Origin of the sequence: Ferrimonas pelagia, assembly GCF_039543565.1 — a bacterium.
GTDB lineage: Bacteria > Pseudomonadota > Gammaproteobacteria > Enterobacterales > Shewanellaceae > Ferrimonas > Ferrimonas pelagia.
The window spans coordinates 1-16,489 of sequence record NZ_BAABJZ010000011.1 but is presented as its reverse complement, the minus strand read 5'-3'; the positions used below and the strand labels follow the sequence as shown (position 1 = coordinate 16,489).

Annotated in this window: 10 protein-coding genes and 3 pseudogenes; 8 read left to right on the top strand and 5 right to left on the bottom strand. The window is 55.8% G+C overall.

The window, feature by feature from the left end:
* Positions 1-1,354 precede the first annotated feature (1,354 nt).
* Positions 1,355-1,633 (bottom strand): annotated as a pseudogene (locus tag ABEA08_RS04720) (ISAs1 family transposase); the annotation flags it as partial.
* Positions 1,634-1,736: 103 nt separating this feature from the next.
* Here ABEA08_RS04720 and ABEA08_RS04715 point away from each other — a divergent pair.
* Together ABEA08_RS04715 and ABEA08_RS04710 are read left to right on the top strand one after the other, a co-directional pair.
* Positions 1,737-2,779: pseudogene (locus ABEA08_RS04715) on the top strand (IS3 family transposase).
* 26 nt (positions 2,780-2,805) lie between these two features.
* A pseudogene (locus ABEA08_RS04710) lies at positions 2,806-3,276 on the top strand (transposase); the annotation flags it as partial.
* 614 nt (positions 3,277-3,890) lie between these two features.
* Here ABEA08_RS04710 and katG read toward each other — a convergent pair.
* A complete protein-coding gene (gene katG / locus ABEA08_RS04705) occupies positions 3,891-6,071 on the bottom strand; it encodes a catalase/peroxidase HPI (protein WP_345333801.1) in 2,181 nt (726 codons plus the stop codon).
* A 625-nt stretch (positions 6,072-6,696) separates the two neighbouring features.
* Between katG and ABEA08_RS04700 the strand changes: the two genes are divergently transcribed.
* Complete coding sequence (locus ABEA08_RS04700; protein ID WP_345333799.1) at positions 6,697-7,854, top strand: BamA/TamA family outer membrane protein; 1,158 nt, start codon at positions 6,697-6,699, stop codon at positions 7,852-7,854.
* Positions 7,855-8,120: 266 nt separating this feature from the next.
* Here ABEA08_RS04700 and ABEA08_RS04695 read toward each other — a convergent pair whose 3' ends face one another.
* Together ABEA08_RS04695 and ABEA08_RS04690 are read right to left on the bottom strand one after the other, a co-directional pair.
* Positions 8,121-8,936, bottom strand: coding sequence for an ABC transporter substrate-binding protein (locus ABEA08_RS04695; protein WP_345333797.1), 816 nt, complete (start codon positions 8,934-8,936; stop codon positions 8,121-8,123).
* Between the two features lie 65 nt (positions 8,937-9,001).
* Positions 9,002-9,940 (bottom strand): porin, encoded by a 939-nt coding sequence (locus ABEA08_RS04690; protein ID WP_345333795.1) that lies wholly within the window; start codon positions 9,938-9,940, stop codon positions 9,002-9,004.
* 549 nt (positions 9,941-10,489) lie between these two features.
* On the opposite strand from ABEA08_RS04690, the gene ABEA08_RS04685 reads away from it, so the two are divergent.
* Positions 10,490-11,092 carry a DUF924 family protein gene (locus tag ABEA08_RS04685; RefSeq protein ID WP_345333793.1) on the top strand — a complete coding sequence of 201 codons (603 nt, stop codon included), beginning with the start codon at positions 10,490-10,492 and terminating at the stop codon, positions 11,090-11,092.
* 81 nt (positions 11,093-11,173) lie between these two features.
* Here ABEA08_RS04685 and ABEA08_RS04680 read toward each other — a convergent pair whose 3' ends face one another.
* Complete coding sequence (locus ABEA08_RS04680; protein ID WP_345333791.1) at positions 11,174-12,739, bottom strand: phospholipase D family protein; 1,566 nt, start codon at positions 12,737-12,739, stop codon at positions 11,174-11,176.
* Between the two features lie 60 nt (positions 12,740-12,799).
* Between ABEA08_RS04680 and ABEA08_RS04675 the strand changes: the two genes are divergently transcribed.
* From ABEA08_RS04675 to yciA, 4 genes are all read left to right on the top strand, one after another.
* Positions 12,800-13,396, top strand: a complete 597-nt coding sequence (locus ABEA08_RS04675; RefSeq protein WP_345333790.1) for an SOS response-associated peptidase — start codon at positions 12,800-12,802, stop codon at positions 13,394-13,396.
* A 94-nt stretch (positions 13,397-13,490) separates the two neighbouring features.
* Positions 13,491-14,357, top strand: a complete 867-nt coding sequence (locus ABEA08_RS04670; RefSeq protein WP_345333789.1) for a mechanosensitive ion channel family protein — start codon at positions 13,491-13,493, stop codon at positions 14,355-14,357.
* 452 nt (positions 14,358-14,809) lie between these two features.
* A complete protein-coding gene (ltaE, locus tag ABEA08_RS04665; protein WP_345333787.1) occupies positions 14,810-15,829 on the top strand; it encodes a low-specificity L-threonine aldolase in 1,020 nt (339 codons plus the stop codon).
* Positions 15,826-16,230: an acyl-CoA thioester hydrolase YciA gene (gene yciA, locus ABEA08_RS04660; RefSeq protein WP_345333785.1), complete on the top strand. Its 405-nt coding sequence runs from the start codon at positions 15,826-15,828 to the stop codon at positions 16,228-16,230. The genes ltaE and yciA overlap by 4 nt, the downstream gene beginning before the upstream one ends.
* The last annotated feature ends 259 nt before the right edge of the window (positions 16,231-16,489 follow it).

Sequence of the window (16,489 nt, the reverse complement as noted above, 5' to 3'; positions counted from 1 at the left end):
ATCTTCAATAACGGTGAGGTGTTCAATCAGGGTCATTTGGGGGGGATCTATGATGACGGAGAGCCCGATTAGATCACAGCAGATCGCTGGTATCAACTTCCATTAACAAAGTACGATCCCGCCCTGTACACTCGTCAAAGTGGATGGATGCCATGCGCAGTCCGGTTAAATTTAAACGTTAAATCCGAATTGCGCTTAATTAAAGGGTGAGAGATGTATAAATTTTTGCTGCTAAGTATCTTGGTTATCATCCCGTTGCCTGCACTCGCAGAACGACAGGCAAGTGGCACGGTATCGCTACGAGCAAACTCACAATACGAAAGTCTCATTCTAGTAAAGGTAAGTGGTAGCACCGCCTCCTGCGGGAATACCTATCACTTTGATTTTGGTGCTTTCAGGCTGAGCCTTTTCGATGATAACTATCTACTGAAGTAGGTGATTTAGGGATGAATAACAAAACTTTACCCTTCTGTGGTAGCTCTTTTAGCTTCCTTTGAAATACATTAATACCCATCATTCATATCTTATATGGTATAGCCCGTGAACGGTCATGTCACCCCAAGAGCCCTTATAGCAATCTGGCTCCGAATCATTATTAAACCAAAGTTTCACTTTAGATGAAGTCACTTTGGCTGATAGAAGCAAGCTAAAAGATGCATTACACGCAGTGCTATTAAACATGCCTAGTTTCTCTGTCAATGAGCATACGCGTAAACTATCTCCAACCGATGCAATGGACGCAAACACAACTCCATTAGCATCAACATCAACTCTGGTTACTACACCACCACAAGAGTGATTAGCCAAGACTTGGCCTGACATAACACTTAACACTAAGAACATACCAGAAAGAAGGTTAACCCTAAACATTGAATGTCATTCCCTTACTATTATTCTATTAATTGGAACGCCGCACAGAGGCTCAATATTCGTTTTATAATTTAAGCTTACATTAGCATCAACTAACCATGCTGTTAACAGTGTGCTGGACATCACTTGATAGTTGGGGTGTTCAATCAAAATAATAAACCTTCGACCATTATCACAGGTTGAGATGTCATCGGTATGAGAAGATGTAAATGTAAGCCCCTCTCGAGATGGATACAAATGACCAAGTTGAACAAACCCGCTCCACTGTTCTGAAGCTCTAGGGTGAAAGGAGAGTGTCAAAAATAAAATAGCAAGTATATTTCTAGACAGCGCATTAACAATCAAACCAAATTCTTGTCGAATTGACTTAACGGTCGTTCATCGCGTGTTCTATCTGAGTGTAACATAATTGTCGTATCACGCTGAACATGACCAGCCGATAATTCCGAGGCATATCAGGGCAGGAGCATACTTTGATCATGATTCACCCAAAGAACACTCTCGCTCTGTAATCGTCGTCCCAGCCTGCTCGTTTAGGCTTGTTGCGCTGACTGGGCGAGCCGCAATCACACTGCTTGAGCATGTTCATCACAAAGCGCCTGAATAGGGCCATATTCTCCACCGCGCCTTCCGGCATGATCCGGCTTTCATCTTCCTTGAATAGAACATCCAGCACATAGTGCCGACTGTTTTCAATCCGCCAATGTTGGCGGATATAGTGCCCCAGCAACTTATGCTTGGGACACAGCGAACTGACGTAATGGTAGTCCCCCCGAAGAATAGCAGCAGCCAAAAGTAAAACTTTCTCGTAAGTTAGATGTAGCAGATTCAAAATGAAAAACTAGCGATACACGGACAGTCAGATCATGGCGATCCTCAAGCAAGCTGAAGCTGGTACACCAGTCCCCGAGCTTTGCTGTGATCACGGCATGAGTAGTGCCACCTTTTACAAATGGCGCGCCAAATACGGCGGCATGGATGCCCCCTTGATGGCCCGAATGAAAGAGCTCGAAGAGGAAAACCGGCGACTCAAGAAAAAGTATGCAGAGGAACGCCTCAAGGCTGAAATCATTCAGGAAGCCATGGCAAAAAAGTGGTGAAGCCCTTTGAGCGGCGCGAGCTCGCTCAGCAGTCGGTGGCGATCCACGGCATCAGTATTCGCTTTGCCTGCCGGGCATTTTCGGTCAGCGAATGCTGTTACCGATATCAGCCCAAGTTGCGTGATGAAAACACGGAGATCTCGGATTGGCTCATTAAGTTGACCGAGGGTGAGAATGACTGGGGCTTCGGCCTTTGTTTCGATTACTTGCGTAATGTGAAAGGGAAGCCATGGAACCACAAGCGCGTCTACCGCATCTACTGCGAACTGGCGCTGAATTTACGTATTTGGACCAGGCGACGATTAAAGCGCAATGCGCCAGAATCACTGAAAGAACCTTAGCGTGCCTAACCGGTTTGGTCTGTAGGTTTCATGCATGACCAGTTAGCTGACGGGCGTAGCTACCGTCTGTTCAATGTGATCGATGACTATCGGCGCGAAGGCTTAGTCATTGAAGCCGGCTTCTCTTTGCCTGCTTTGCGGGTGATACGGGCTCTCAATCAGTTGCTAGAACAACGGCCAAAGCCATCAATTATTCGATGTGATAATGGGCCTGAGTTTATCAGTGCCGAATTCGTTAGTTGGGCGAAGAGCCATAAGATCCGGATAGAATACATCCAGCCAGGTAAGCCTCAACAGAATGCGTACATAGAGCGGCACAACAAAACCGTGCGTTACAGTTGGGTGAGCAAGCACTTGTTCGAAAGTATCGAAGAAGTGCAGGACTATGCGACTGACTGGCTTTGGTTTTACGTTCATGAACGGCCACACAAGGCCAACAACGGCAGGCCACCACTGATGGTTGCCTGACTTCTATTTTTGACTGCGGTTAAAAGTGGGAGGACTATAGCTCCAAACACTCGAAGCAATCGCTAAAGGCTCAGGAAACTTTTAAAAAACTTCCCTCTGGAAACGATCCTTCACACCCCAGGTCACCTTCCCCTCGATCGCGTTGATGTCTGGTTTCAGGACGAGGCCCGTTTTGGCCAACAGAACCAAACGACAAGGATCTGGGCCTCCACTGGCAGCCGTCCTAGAGTCGTAAAGCAACAGCAGTTTGATTACCGATACCTATTTGGTGCGGTTTGCCCGGCCAATGGAAAGACTGAAGTNCTCCCTACTCACCGGAACTGAACCCGATGGAGCAGGTTTGGCAATGGCTACGGCAGCGGTGCCTCTCCAATCGGGTCTTCAAAAGCTATGACCACATTGTCGACCAGGTTGCAGATGCTTGGAACAGCTTTCGAAAAGATGCAGAACAAGTGCGGCATCTGTGCAGCAGGGAATGGACCAGACTGACCAAATAGATAATGTAATTGGTATTACGCGGATAGGCGCATTGGCCGGCGTGCTTATGGAGTGATCCGATCTCTGCCATACTTCTGGTTGTGAATTTGAGTCAGGAGGTATCGATATGCAGCACAAGGTCTTTGCAATCACTGCTGTTGCGGCGGTTCTGATATCCGGTTTGGCCATGGCCAATCCAAATGAGAGATCGGGCGAGCGGCGGGGGCCGCCACCGGAGGCTACGGAAGCTTGCGCCAATGCATCGGCTGGAGATGCATGCAGTTTTACCGATCGGCGCCACGGGGAGATGGCGGGAACCTGCGAACAACGAGCTGAAGATCAGCCGTTGGTTTGTAAACCGGACAATGCCCCCGAGCGTCCACCTAGGAATTAAGTTTGGTCGAGCGCGTCGCTAACAGGAGGCATAGCTTCGAGCCGCGACTGATATCCGTCATGACACTCTGCTACCCGGTTACCTTTGTCGTCCGTTAGGAGTGGGTTGACGTGTTGGTGAGCGAATAAGGCTTGTTCTGCCGTTGGCGGTGTCACGTTCGTTGCTTTGCGTCATTGTTTCAAAATACGTGCGGCCCCAAACGGGGCCGCACTCAGGCTTAGACTTCGTTGTCGCAGAACATTACGCCAGGTCGAAGCGGTCCAGCTCCATCACCTTGTGCCACGCGGCGACAAAGTCGTTGATAAAGCGGAGCTCGCCATCGCCGCTGGCGTAGACTTCCGCCAGTGCGCGCAGGATGGAGTTGGAGCCAAACACCAGATCGGCGCGGCTACCCGTCCACTTCACCTCACCGCTGCTGCGATCCAGCCCTTCGAAGGCCTGATCACCACCCTCTGTCGGCTTCCATACCGTGTTCATATCCAGCAGGTTGACGAAGAAGTCGTTGCTGAGCACACCGGGCTGGTTGGTCAGCACGCCTTGTTGGCTGCCGTCGGCATTGGTGTCCAACACCCGCAAGCCACCGATCAAAACGGTCATCTCCGGTGCCGTAAGGGTCAGCAATTGCGCCCGGTCGACCAGTAAGGCTTCGGCGGGCACGGAAACAGCCCCCTTCTGGTAGTTACGGAAGCCATCGGCCACCGGCTCCAGCACGGCGAAGGAATCCACATCGGTCTGTTCGGCGCTGGCGTCGGTACGCCCCGGGGTAAAGGGCACGCTGATGTCATGACCACCGGCCTTAGCCGCCTGCTCGATGGCGACACCACCGGCCAGGACGATCAGATCCGCTAAGGAGACGCGCACTGCACTGGATTGTGCCTGGTTAAACTGGGTTTGGATTGCTTCCAGCATCTCCAGCACCTTAGCCAGTTGCACCGGCTGGTTGACCGCCCAATCCTTCTGCGGTGCCAAGCGGAGACGCGCTCCGTTAGCGCCACCACGCATGTCAGAGCCGCGGAAGGTCGACGCAGAGGCCCAGGCAGTAGACACCAGTTCGGACACGGTCAGGCCGCTGGCGGCGATCTGCCCTTTGAGCTCAGCAATGGCCGAGTCGTCGATCAGCTCGTGATCAACCGCTGGGATGGGATCCTGCCAGATCAGATCCTCTGTTGGCACCTCTTTGCCCAGATAGCGAGCCTTGGGCCCCATATCTCTGTGGGTCAGCTTGAACCAGGCGCGGGCAAAGGCATCGGCAAACTGGTCCGGATTCTCATGGAAGCGACGGGAGATCTTCTCGTAGGCCGGATCAAAACGTAGGGCCAGATCGGTCGTCAACATCATCGGCGCATGGCGCTTACTCGAGTCGTGCGCATCGGGCACCAGACCATCACCGGCACCGTCCTTAGGCTGCCATTGATGGGCGCCTGCTGGACTCTTGGTCAGCTCCCAATCAAACTTGAATAGGTTGTCGAAGAAGTAGTAGCTCCAACGTGTCGGAGTTTGTGTCCAGGTCAGCTCTAGGCCACTGGTAATGGTGTCGCCGCCTTTGCCGGAGCCGTAACTGCTGCTCCAGCCTAGACCCTGCGCCTGCAGGTTGGCCGCTTCTGGATCGTCCCCTACGTGCGCGGCATCACCTGCGCCGTGGGTTTTTCCAAAGGTGTGGCCACCGGCGATCAGCGCCACGGTTTCTTCGTCATTCATCGCCATGCGCGCGAAGGTTTCGCGGATGTCCTTGGCTGCCAGTAAGGGATCCGGGTTGCCACCGGGCCCTTCGGGATTGACGTAGATCAGCCCCATCTGTACCGCCGCGAGCGGATCTTCCAGTTCACCCTCTTCACCGTGGCGGCCATCTTCCAGCCAGGTCTGCTCGGTGCCCCAGTAGACATCCTGCTCCGGCTCCCAGATATCTTCACGGCCACCGGCAAAGCCAAAGGTCTTAAAGCCCATGGACTCCAGAGCGACGTTACCGGTCAATATCATCAGATCGGCCCAAGAGAGCTTCTGACCGTATTTTTGCTTGATGGGCCAAAGCAGACGACGGGCTTTATCCAGGTTGACGTTATCGGGCCAACTGTTAAGCGGCGCGAAGCGCTGATTGCCGGTGTTGCCACCACCACGGCCGTCGTGGGTGCGGTAGGTGCCGGCGCTGTGCCAGGCCATGCGGATCATCAGTGGACCATAGTGACCAAAGTCCGCTGGCCACCACTCCTGAGAGTCGGTCATCAGGGCGCGCAGATCCGCTTTCACTTCGTCCAGATCCAGACTGTTAAACGCATCGGCATAGTTAAAGTTAGGGTCCAGGGGATTGGACTGCTCACCATGCTGATGAAGGATCTCCAGCTTCAATTGATTCGGCCACCAATCCTTATTGGTCTGGCCTGCACCACTGCTGTTGTGGTGAAACGGGCATTTACCTTGACTCATGCTGTGCTCTCCTTGTATCGATTGGCTTTCAGCCAACCGCTGGGCTTGAGATCACTCTAGGCTTCCGCAGGCAATCCCAAAAGCGATTATTTGCAATTGCGCAAATCGCTTTTTTGATTGAGGTTTAGGAAAGCAGATAGAAGTGATTACCATTTAGCTTGCAATATCAGCAGTTTGCTGGCCATGATCTGGATCATGTAGGCAGTTTCTTTGGTTAGGATTTCGCTAACTTCGCCGAAACATGCGTTCAGCGATATGGAAACAGATGAGGTGACGAACGCCTTCAATCACAGTCGATCGTGCGCCTTGGGAGCGGGACCAGCTTCCAAGGCGTTGGCGTGAACGATTATTCATAGTTTTAGTGCGCCGATCTTCTTACATGCATATCGCCACCAAACTCGAGCTACATTGCTGAGGGCAGGTGGATCGGAGCTGGTATTCATTTCTCTGGAATGGTGTCACGGCCAGAGTGTCGGTTCTGCGACCGAGCGACGTCGAGATAGCCCATTGGATAATGGGACTGATCAGCAAGCGCTGAAGTATGTTGCGTGGTAAAAGCGCCCCCGTTGGTGTTGATGCAATGTGCTAACATCGCACGCCAAGTTGTTCAAAGTGTTGTTTATTGATGAGATCGATCGTTTTGCCACTGTTGGCTTGTGGCTTGCTCAGTGCGGTTGTGACCGCCGATGATGAGGCGGTGCGGCCGCTGTTTGAGACGCAGCCCAATGTCGTAACCGAGTCGCTGGAGCCGCTGTTGGCTTGGTTTGGTGCCGAGGCGGCCTATGAGGAGGCGGCGGGGCTCAACGCCAGTTACATTCCTGCGGTGTTCTATACCCCGGAGCAGGGACTGGGGGTTGGGCTGCTTTACGTCGGATTGTATGGCAACTCCTATGGCGGGACAGTACAGCCCTCGTCGTTGATCGCCAACCCCTACATTTCGAACAATGGCTCGGTGGGTTTGTCTCTGGAAAACCATCACTTCTTTGACCGGGGCGATCGTCGGCTGCATCTTGATCTGTCGGTGTATCGCGACGCGGCGGTGTATTACGGCGTGGGTTATCGGCAGGGCCAGCACGACGACAACAAACGTGATTACTCGGAGCGGGCGCTGACGCTGGAAGCCAGTTGGATCAACCGGGTGCAGGGCGACCTGTTCTGGGGCGTGGGCTTGGATCTGCACAGCGTCAGCCCGGATGATATCGAGCTGGCCGGTCGGGATGGGATCGCGGCGGAGCTGGACAGTAACACCAGCTACGGTGCGTTTGTCAGTGGCTTGTATGACTCGCGCGATAACTTGATCGGCCCAACGCAGGGAACCCTATTGCAGGCGCAAGTCGGGGCTTACTTTGATGCCAGTAACGATGCCAGCTTTGGCCAATACCGCTTAACGGCGTCGCATTATCGTTCGCTCAAGCCGCTGCCGGGTCTGCTGGCTTGGCAGGTTCAGGCCGATCTGACCTCCGGTGAGGTGCCATGGAACCGCTTGCCGGATCTCGGCGGGGATGATGCGATGCGCGGCTATATGCTGGGGCGTTATCGTGATGAGCAGATGATGATGGCGCAGATGGAATATCGGCTGCCGGTTTATTGGCGACTGGGCATGGTGTTCTGGGGGGCGGCGGGCTCGGTTGCCGGTGAGGTGTCGCAGTTGTGGGATGACACCCTCTACAGCTATGGCACGGGGTTGCGCTTTAAGATCAAGGATAAGGTGAACGTCCGCGCCGATCTTGGCTTTGGTGAGCACGAGGCCACCTTCTATTTTCACGTCAATGAGGTGTTTTGAACGCGAAGTGCAGATGGGTATGGTTAGGGTCAATCAAGTGGTCAACTCGCAGGTTGAGCATCGCTGCCCGTCGCCGTTGATGGCAGCCTTTAGGCAGCTTGCCGCCTGGCCGTCGGCGGTGTTTGGAGGCAAGGTTCGAGTGGATGTGGCACGCACACGTAAGATGAAATGAGACTGTTATAGGTGGCTTAATTGCTGCCTGTGACCGATGTTTGGCATGAATGACCAAGAGTGCGGTGCACTCTTGGTCGCTGGGCAAGCCGCTGTTAACGGTAGGTGGCTTTAAACAGCGGTTGGTCGTTGATGGTGAAGCTGTCGATCATCTGCTGGCCTTGGTCGCTCACCAGCCAGTCACTGAAGGCCTGAGCGCCGGTGTGGTTGAGATCTGGGTACTTCTGCTCGTTGAGTAGGATCACTTGATAAGGGTTGAGCAGGCTGTCGTCGCCTTCAAACACGACTTCCAGATCCAGCTTATGCATAAAGGCCAGGTAGGTACCGCGATCGGCCAGTACGTAGGCGCCCATCTCGTTGGCGGTCAGCATGGCTGGGCCCATACCTTGTCCAATGGCGGCGTAGCCGGTGAAATTAGGGTCGATGTTGGCCTGCTGCCACAGCGCCAATTCTTTCATATGGGTACCGGACTCATCACCGCGGGAAACGAAACCCAACTCTTTGCTGGCGATGGCGCTGAATGCGTTGACGGCATTGCTGGCTTGACGTAGCCCGGCAGGATCGGCTTTTGGTCCCAGGACCACGAAATCGTTGGCCATCAGTTGGCGCGGCTGACGACCATAGCCGTCATTGACGAAGTCGGTCTCTGCTGCCGGAGCGTGGGTCATCACCACATCCACATCGCCGTTGCGGCCGTGGCGTAGTGCTTTGCCGGTGCCGGTGGCGATCACTTGCACGCTGTAGCCGCTTTGTTTTTCAAACGTCGGCAGCAGGTAGGCCAACAGGCCGGAGTTATCGGTACTGGTGGTGGTCGCCAGTTTGATGACTTTGTTGTCGTTGCCAGCGTGTGCAGTAAACGGCAGGATGGCGGCCATCAATAGAGCAGCGCAAAACTTTTTATTAAAATGCATGATCGTTCCTGAATCTCTCAGGCGGTGCATTGGCGCGCCGCCTGCAGTGAGGTATCTAGATAGGTTTAGAAATCGTAGCGCAGGCCGGCGGCCAGGTAGCGGTCATCTTCATCTCGGCTGTCGAACTCGACACCAGAGTAGTAAGCGTTTACCCGCAACTGCTTAGACAGGCGGTATTCACCACCCAGCGTGTAGGTGGTATTGGCTTTGCCGGGAACGTCGCCATCGCTGTATTGTGCCATGATGCGGTATTGACCCAGATCGTAGCCAGCGGAAACTAGGAAGGCGTCACCGGATGCGCCGGATGCGCCCGCGCTGTCGCCTTCGTTGACGATCTCTTCATCGGAGTAGATTGCGCCGACTTCGACTCCGGCGATCTTGCCGCCGACAGTGAGTCGCAGAATGTTGCGGTTGGCGACTTCGCTGTCGTAGGCCACCGCAGCATAGAAGGGTTGCTTGGCGTAGCGCGGATCACCCAGCATGGCGGCCATAGAAGCGCCGTGCTCACCATTGCCGTCGTCTGCTAGGTAGGTCACTTCGCCCCGCAACAGATCGGCGATCACTGGCGTGGAATAGGACACTTGTTGATCCGCACGCACTTCGCCGCCCATGGTTTTGTTCAGATCACCATCATAGGTTAGGAATTGCTCGACGCTGCCGCGGGACATCTTCAAAGCGGTGTCGCGGCGACCGATGGTGGTCATGCCGAAGTCACCTTTCAGACCTACAAACTGGTTACGGTTGCTAAATGAGGTGCTGCTGGTGACACCCATGCCAAATTCCGCCTGATAGATGGCTTCCAATCCAGCGGAGATCTCGTGGCCGCCTCGAACACCAAAGCGGGAGGAGTGGCTGGCGATCTTGGTTTCACTGTCACCGGCGATCTCATTGGCCTGCATGGTCAGAACTAGGCGGCCATAGATATCCGCGGTGTTGGCCATCACTGAGGCTGGGAGGGTCGCGGCGAGCAGGGCGGTTGCTAGAGCGGTGCGTTGAATGAGCATGTTGCTTTAAATCCTTTTCAAAGAATGAGCACTGAACTCACTCGATGGTGTGAACTAAGGTGTGAAGCACGGCGGGGTGGAGGGTGGATACACCGTGATTCAAGGCGATAGAAATTTAATAGATTTAGATCGTTAGGTTCAATAGTGGTGCTTAGCTTGACACTGATGAGCAAGGTTCAGTTTTCGTGCTAATGGTCCGAAAGGGGGAATGAGACGGCCGATGGATCGGGTCATTTAGGGGCACTTTAATTCGAGCTCCACTCCCTGCGGGTTGGCTTGAAAGACAATTGGTGCTGAATGAGTCGTATTCGCGCACCACAATTGGGTGAGTAATTGTTCATAAATTAATGCGACATTTGTGATCTTGATCAACTTTGGTGTGCAAGCCTTGTCAGGCAATTTTGCGGCGGACTGTACTTGATCAAGGTTCAGGGGCTAAGTGTGCTGGTTGGCACGGATGCTGTTTTGTTTTTAGCTAAATGGCTGACTTCTTTTTCGTCGTATCTCAAGGCAGGATAGAGGTAATGCTTGTAGGGAAGGGTAAGTACGATGGATATCAAGCACGTATTGGATTTTTGGTTTGGCCATTTGGACAATCAGGGTCTGCCAATCGAGCCGATGAACAAGCTCTGGTTTGGCAGCAGCGAACTGGGTGATGCGGCCATTCGCCAGCATTTCGGTCAAGTGCATACCCAGGCCAGTGAAGGGGTGTTAGGTCATTGGTTGGCAACGGCCGAGGGGCGATTGGCGCTGATCATTGTGCTGGATCAGTTCAGTCGCAATATCTATCGCGGCCAGCCAGTGGCGTTTAGCTATGATGCGACGGCGCTCGGGCTGTGTAAGCAAGGACTTGAGCTGGGGATAGAGCGCGAGTTGCCGTTGGCGTACAAGTTGTTTTTCTATATGCCGCTGCAGCATTCGGAGCAGATCGAGGATCAGTTCTTGGGCGTGGCGATGTTAGAGCGCCTGTTGCCGGGGCTGACGGGGGCCGCCCGGGCTCAAGTTGAGGATACGCTGCGTTTCCAACGGCTGCACCTGGATATTATCGAGCGCTTTGGTCGCTTTCCGCATCGCAACGCGGTGTTGCAGCGCCGCTCGACGGAGGCGGAGCTGGCGTACCTGGCAGACGGGGCACCGCGCTTTGGCCAATGAAATCCGCTGGCGCGACGGCAGAGGGGAGGCTCAGCGCAGCGGCAGCTCTGGCTGAGGGCTGCGCCATGCTTGGTTCCGCAACTAGAGTTGCTGTTCGATCGGTAAGATCCGGTTGAGCCAGATCCCGATGCAGTCGCGCCAGCGCAATCCCGGCTCCTGACAGACGATCTGTACGCTGCCCTCGGTCAAGGCGCGCCAGCACAGTTGCTCGCCATGACGCTCTAGCTGATAGGCAGAGTGGGCGGACATGTCCCGCAGCAGCAGTTGAGCCACCTCGGTGGCGAAGTGGGGATCGTCGACGATCAGGCCGATCTCGGTATTGAGCCAGAGTGAGCGCGGATCCAGGTTGGCGGAGCCGATGTAGACCCGTTTGCGGTCGTATACCGCGACTTTGGCGTGCAGTGCCAGCGGTACATTACGCGCACTGGCCGGTTGTGTCTGTTGACCGCTGCGGGCGTCAGGCCGGTATTCAAATAGTTGTGCACCGCTGTCCAGCGCTTGTTGGCGCCGCACCACATAGCCGTAATGGGCAACTTTCACATCGGAGGCCTGCAGGCTGTTGGTGAGCACCTTGATCTCGACGCCGTTGTCGGTGAGCTGTTGTATGCCCTTGAGGGTGAGCGATTCGGGAACGAAGTAGGGCGCACTGATCAAGATCTCCTCTGCGGCGCTTTGACCCAAACTGCTCAACAATTCGGACACCGCGGTGGCGGAGGGTTGCTTGGCCAGATCCTTGCGGGGAGGATCGGCGGTCACCACGGCTACGCCCCAATACAGTCGGTCGGGCAGATCGGCCAACTCGGCGCTCACTTGGTGTCGGTCGAGCTCCAGTGGGTAGGGCGACGCCGGGAATTGGGCGCGACCTTTGGCCAGTTTGGCTTGGATGATGGCGGGATCGGCCGGCGCCGGCGGATTGAGCTTATTGAGGCTGTGACGCCAGATGCTTGCAGCACTGATGGCCCAGTTTGAGTTCCAGTACAGATCGAAGCTGCTCGACAGATCGCGCACGGCGTGACCGGCGACGAAGACGTCGAGATCCTGGAAGTTGCTGTGCGCGCTTAGGCCAAAGTATTCATCGCCGATGTTGCGACCGCCGACGATGGCCAGTTGATTGTCGGCCACCATCACCTTGTTGTGCATTCTATGATTGAGGCGATTGAACTCGCCCAGAAACGCCAGGGTGCGGGCAAAACTGCCGGAGCGGCGTTTGCCGTAGGGGTTATAGAGTTTGATCTCCAGATTGGGCAGTTGCGCGAGTTGCGCCAAGGGAGCGTCGGCGTTTTTCAGGGTGTGATCGTCCAGCAGTATGCGCACCCGAACGCCCCGCTCTGCCGCTTGCAGCACCGCTTGTAACAGTGCCAGCCCACTTTGATCGCCGTGCCAGATGTAATACTGCAGATCCAGGGTATGTTCGGCCATTGCCGCCATCGCCAGACGTGCCTGCAGTGCGTGGCGAGGATCCTGCAGCAGGGCCAAGCCACTCAGATCCGGATTGGCCGTGCGACTTGGGCTGAGCAATGCCGACAGGGTACCCGGGGTGTCTTGCGGCGATGCGTAACTTGGCGAGGCGTGGCGCTCCTTGGGCATGCTGCTGCAGGCACATAACAGCAGTGCGGCCAGCAGGGCGAAGCGACGCATTCTGAGCATGGGAGCTGTCCATATTGGGCGAAGAGTAAAACTATCACATTGATCAGGAAGGGGGCAGCGATGTGCGGTCAGTTTGCGCAGGAGGCGGTGGGGTATGATCTCCGCGAACAGTTAGGGATCGATCACGGCACGTTGAGGCTAACGCCAAGCGCGCGGATCCGACCGACCGAGCGGATCTCTGTGGTGGCGGTGGGCTCAGAAGGCGCTGAGTGTTTTGCGATGGATTGGGGATTGGTGCTGGATGGGTTGGCGCGGCCGGTGATCAACGCGCGGGGAGAAACGCTGGGACAAAAGCCGTTGTTTTGCGAGGCGTTTGCCCAGCGGCGCTGCCTGATCCCGATGACGGCCTGGTTCGAATGGCGTCAGGAAGGCCGTGGCAAGGTGGGCTACCGGTTTGCCCGAACGGGGGTATTCAGCGTTGCTGGACTGTGGTGGCCAGCGACGCAGCCGGGCGAGGCGGCACGGGTGGTGATGGTGACGGTCTCGGCTCGAGCGGAGCTGCAGGAATACCATGGCCGCATGCCGTTGTCGCTTGAGGCGGAGGCGGCAAGGCAGTGGCTGCTGTCGGGGCCGACGGCGTTGCCCGAGCCCTTGCGCACGCCGATCCACATTGAGCCGATGATCACTTATGGCCCAAGGCAGGAGAATTTATTCTAGCGATTCAGTGAATTTGATGATGGTGGTGCTGGCGATTTGGGTGCGCTGGTGTATGGTTTCTTAGGTGCACGATGGTGGCATTTAGGAGAAGCAAATGGAAATGTTTGAGGGTTGGATCGAGCAGGCGCCGGATCTGATCGTGGTGTACGGCACCAAGGTCATCCTGGCGATCGTCATATTTATCATTGGTCGCTGGATCGCCAAGGCGGTGGCCGGTGGCGTGAAGAAGGTGCTGACGGCACGGGGTCTGGACATCACGGTGGTCGGCTTTGTCGGCAATATCGTCAGTGCCTTGATCACGGTGATCACCCTGATCGCGGTATTGGGTCAATTGGGTGTGCAGACGGCATCGCTGGTCGCGGTGATCGGTGCTGCGGGTCTGGCAGTGGGTTTAGCACTGCAAGGCTCGCTGTCTAACTTTGCGTCGGGTGTGTTGTTGGTGGCATTTCGCCCTTGTAAGGCGGGTGATTATATCGAAGCGGCTGGCGTGGCGGGGGTGGTCGAGGAGATCTCCATCTTTTCCACGACGTTGGTCACGCCGGATAACAAACGGATCGTGGCGCCCAATTCGGCGGTGATGGATGGCGTGATCGTCAACTACAGCGCCAAGGATACACGCCGGATCGATATGACGATTGGGGTGTCTTATGATGCGGATCTGCTGGTGGCGCGGGAAGCCATTGTGGCGGTGATCGCCGCCAACGAACAGGTGCTCAAGGCACCGGAGCCCACGGTTGAGGTGGTGGCGTTGGCGGATTCATCGGTGAACTTTGTGGTGCGCCCCTGGGTGAAAACGGCGGATTACTGGGCGGTGCATTTTGCCCTGACGCGGGACATCAAGCTGGCGCTGGATAAGGCCGGGATCGGGATCCCATACCCACAGATGGATCTGCACGTGCAGTCTGTGCCGGTGGCGGAGCCTCAGTTGCAGGCGGTTGCTACTGGCAGCGAGGCCAGTTAAGCGCGCAACAGCACGCAGAAACAACAAAGCCCACAGTGATGTGGGCTTTGTCGTTGTGGCGGGTGATCGCGCGGATCAGCTCCACCAAGCGTTGATCTTCGGGGTCGCCGGGAATTGACGACGGAAGGCAACGGCGGCCACTGGGGCCAATGAGAACAAGGCTGCGGTCAACATAGGGCGGATCTCCGATAAAAAAGGCGGCAACCGCTAGCGCGATTGGCGCTGTCGCTGTGGCGGGCAGAGTCAGGCGCTAACTCGAACTCTCCTGCCACCGGGCATTTGGCCTGCGACATGAACTGTTTTGATGCTGCGTATTTTGCATTGGACTTATGATGCAGTAAAACGATCAAAAATCCACTTCGCATGATTGATATTCATGTGGGTGGTGGATCACTTTTTCTCTGGCCTGATTTGATAATCTATGCGCTGGTTTTCCTGCTCAGATAGGCATTATGTTTGATTTTCGCTCAGATACCGTAACTTTACCGACCGATGCTATGCGTCAGGCGATGGCTCATGCAGACGTTGGGGATGACGTCTATGGTGACGATCCGACCGTGAATGCGCTGGAGCAGCAGGCGGCGGAGATGGCCGGATTTGAGGCCGCGCTGTTTACCTGCTCTGGCACTCAGGCCAACCTGCTGGCACTGATGGCGCATTGTGAGCGCGGTGACGAGTACTTATGTGGTCAGGATGCGCATAACTACAAGTTTGAAGGTGGCGGTGCTGCGGTGCTGGGCTCGATCCAGCCACAGCCGATCGAGAATGAGGCGGATGGCTCTTTGCCGTTGGCCAAGCTGGCGGCGGCGATCAAGCCCGATGACATTCACTTTGCCCGCACGCGGCTGATCAGTCTGGAAAACACCATCGGCGGTCAGCCGCTGTCGATGGCGTATCTGGCTCAAGCTCAAGCCTTTGCCTTTGAGCGTGGCTTGAAGCTGCATCTGGACGGCGCACGGGTCTTTAATGCTGCGGTGGCACAGGGTGTCTCCTTGGCTGACATCGCTCAGCACTTTGACTCCTTTACCATCTGCCTGTCCAAGGGGTTGTGCGCGCCGGTGGGCTCTTTGCTGGTGGGCGATGAGGCGTTGATCAATAAGGCACGACGCTGGCGCAAGGTGCTCGGTGGCGGCATGCGTCAGGCGGGGATCCTGGCGGCGGCGGGGCAGTTGGCACTGACGCAGCAAGTGGCACGCCTAGCGGATGACCATGCCAATGCGGCTTATCTGGCTGAGGGCCTGGCGGGCTTGTCCGGGGTGCGGGTTGAGGCATGCCACACCAATATGGTGTTTGCTGAGTTTACTTACTCCGATCTTGATTCTCTTAACATTTATCTCTTGAATGGGGGCTTCAAGCTGTCATTGAACCGAGGTCGTGCGACCCGTATGGTACTGCATAAGGACATTACACGCGCGGGTGTGGAGGCGCTGCTGGCAGCGTTGACGCGGTTTGAGCAGGAAGCGAAGGGATGAACACGGAGGAGACACCGGTGCAGCAGCAGCCAGAGGGCGAGTTGTTGCTCCGTACGCTGGCGATGCCAGCGGATACCAATGCCAATGGCGATATCTTTGGTGGCTGGATCATGGCGCAGATGGACATTGCCGGTGGGTTGATGGCCAAGCAGATCAGCCGAGGGCGGACCTGTACGGTGGCGGTGGATGGCATGACCTTCCATCGACCGGTGGCGGTGGGGCACGCGGTCTGCATCTATGGTCAGTTGAAGCAGCGGGGTCGGACCTCGTTGCAGATCAACCTTGAGGTGTGGGTGCGGCCCATCGCCGAGGGAACCGATGAACACTACTGCGTGACCGAGGCGGTGTTTAGCTACGTAGCGATTGATCCGGTCGGTAAGCCGCGGCCTTTGCCGCTGTGATGACCTAAAAAAGCGCCCGACTGAGTCGGGCGCTTTTTCGTTGGGTGTGCCAGGCATGGCACGCAGTGCCTTGACGGGCACTGTTCCGGTTCGCGTGGTGGCGATCGGATGACTTGGTGGTGAAAGTCCACCGCTGGCCCGGTAAGGGGAACAGCTAGCTGAACGGCAAGGGTGCCCATCGCGAGTTGGGATCTGAAGGAAGCCGAAGGCAAAGCACTGGCCTGACGAACAGAAATCGCATAAGAGGCGGTCACAGTGG

Excerpts from the sequence above, each read along its gene's own strand:
- katG (WP_345333801.1), bottom strand. The coding sequence starts at position 6,071 with ATGAGTCAAGGTAAATGCCCGTTTCACCACAACAGCAGTGGTGCAGGC.
- ABEA08_RS04700 (WP_345333799.1), top strand. The coding sequence starts at position 6,697 with ATGAGATCGATCGTTTTGCCACTGTTGGCTTGTGGCTTGCTCAGTGCG.
- ABEA08_RS04695 (WP_345333797.1), bottom strand. The coding sequence starts at position 8,936 with ATGCATTTTAATAAAAAGTTTTGCGCTGCTCTATTGATGGCCGCCATC.
- ABEA08_RS04690 (WP_345333795.1), bottom strand. The coding sequence starts at position 9,940 with ATGCTCATTCAACGCACCGCTCTAGCAACCGCCCTGCTCGCCGCGACC.
- ABEA08_RS04685 (WP_345333793.1), top strand. The coding sequence starts at position 10,490 with ATGGATATCAAGCACGTATTGGATTTTTGGTTTGGCCATTTGGACAAT.
- ABEA08_RS04680 (WP_345333791.1), bottom strand. The coding sequence starts at position 12,739 with ATGCTCAGAATGCGTCGCTTCGCCCTGCTGGCCGCACTGCTGTTATGT.
- ABEA08_RS04675 (WP_345333790.1), top strand. The coding sequence starts at position 12,800 with ATGTGCGGTCAGTTTGCGCAGGAGGCGGTGGGGTATGATCTCCGCGAA.
- ABEA08_RS04670 (WP_345333789.1), top strand. The coding sequence starts at position 13,491 with ATGGAAATGTTTGAGGGTTGGATCGAGCAGGCGCCGGATCTGATCGTG.
- ltaE (WP_345333787.1), top strand. The coding sequence starts at position 14,810 with ATGTTTGATTTTCGCTCAGATACCGTAACTTTACCGACCGATGCTATG.
- yciA (WP_345333785.1), top strand. The coding sequence starts at position 15,826 with ATGAACACGGAGGAGACACCGGTGCAGCAGCAGCCAGAGGGCGAGTTG.